Here is a 1,723-nt window from a genome sequence, read left to right on the forward strand (position 1 = left end):
AATACTGGCGACGTATGGGATTAAAGTCGTTGATATAACCACGTGGATTTTCATGAAACCGCCGAGTACGGATCCGTACGCTCGGTGGTGTGAGAGGTCGGGGGTTAATCACCCCCTCCTACTCGATAGTCTAAGGTTGCCCTTAAACAATCTGGAGAAGAATCCTGGCTTCTTTTTTCCTCGAGATTTTCGGCTATTCATTCTAACGGCGAAAATAACCTAAAAATAAGTGTATTATGATTTTCTTGAGAAATTGTATTCGTTACAGAAGGTGATGAAGTATAACAGAGAGGGATTGATATGCCATGATTTTTCTTCATAAAAAGATATCATGTCCCCTCTCCCCCACACGTATGATGTAGTGAAGCAGGGTTGCAGTGATGTAGTTTCACACTTTTTGGGGGGCGGTTATTTTGGCAGCAGGGAGAGGTCTTGGGGGGAAGAGATGCATTCGAAAGTCTGTCAGTTTAACGAATGACCAAGATAAAAAATCCAAACTTTTGGCGATCAGCTGTGATATGTCTCAAGCAGAGCTGTTATCATTAATGATTAAAATCTCTTTAGATAGCCCTAATCTTATTAATGTGCTGCAGGACAGGTACAACAAAAACGAAAAGTTCAAAGTATTTCCTGGACATGTCAATGGAAACGTGGAATTTTTTTAACCTAACGATCGTTTCGCATCATTGGCAAATTTGCGGTCAAAGCGCCAGCACATGGTACAGGTATGAAAACGATTTTTTGCTTTCTTCTGATGTTTGGTTTTTATAGGTTCTTTACAAACTCGACATTTCATTTGTGTTTTCTCCTTTTGTTTTTTATGACCAGCATAGACAAAAAGAAGAAATAGCAAACCTTGAAAAGAGAAGAAAACTTGCCTTTGGGGTCACCATCACGGTCTGCTCCTAGGAAGATAAGGCAGCAACATACGCTGCCGAACATCCTATGGCATCTCGCTTCGGTCTGAAATGTCCGATAACCACGGACTGTGTGGCTCATCCTTCGCCTGCATTCCGTAGGTTCCTGTCCATTTCTTAACGACCGAACGATGACCGAAAACGTAAAAAGCATAAATCAAAGTAGAAAAGAAAAATGGGAAGATCCCTGGCTAAGCCAGGAATTTTTTTTATTCTTTTTCCCTTTGCCTTCCGAATCGTAAAACAACGCAAGCCGACTAGGCTTCCAGCAGGTAGGGCCCCTTACCCCTTCCTGTTAGAAAGCCAAGACGGCAAGCCACCCCATCAAGGGCAAAAAACTTTTTTGCCAAAAGCGGCTTCGCCATGCAAAAAACTTTTTGTGCGGAAACCTTGACGGGCTGTCTCTGCGTGTTATTCGTTTCTCCATGCCAAAGGGCAAAAATAATCCCCCTTTGGGGACATCCTTTCGTTTCGGAAGCCAACGGCAAAAAAGCGAAAATCAAAGGAGGAAAAAAAGATGGGGAAAAGCGTGTATCAAATCATAACAGACAAAATCATGGAACAGTTGCAGGAAGGAGTCATACCATGGCGGCAGCCGTGGATCAATGGTGGGGCTGTCCGTTGGAAAACACAGCAAGCGTACAGGGGCATCAATAGGATGATTCTCCCTGAAGGGGAATATGCTACTTTCAAACAGATTCAGGAAGCTGGCGGAAAGGTAAAGAAAGGATCAAAAAGTTCCTTAGTTGTGTTCTGGAAGTGGTTAGAAAAAGAAGATAAAAAGTCAGGAGAGATAGATAAGATTC

The 1,723-nt window shown here is 42.8% G+C and carries 2 protein-coding genes; both read left to right on the top strand.

Translation table 11 applies throughout. The features are described from left to right. Positions 1 to 413: 413 nt before the first annotated feature. Complete coding sequence (locus ACE4RR_RS21395; RefSeq protein ID WP_375537446.1) at positions 414 to 665, top strand: hypothetical protein; 252 nt, start codon at positions 414 to 416, stop codon at positions 663 to 665. A 769-nt stretch (positions 666 to 1,434) separates the two neighbouring features. Further along, positions 1,435 to 1,723, top strand: a 289-nt coding sequence (locus ACE4RR_RS21400; protein WP_375537447.1) for an ArdC-like ssDNA-binding domain-containing protein, incomplete at its 3' end; no start/stop codon positions are given.

Source organism: Alteribacillus sp. HJP-4 (assembly GCF_042139015.1).
GTDB lineage: Bacteria > Bacillota > Bacilli > Bacillales > Marinococcaceae > JBHIKY01.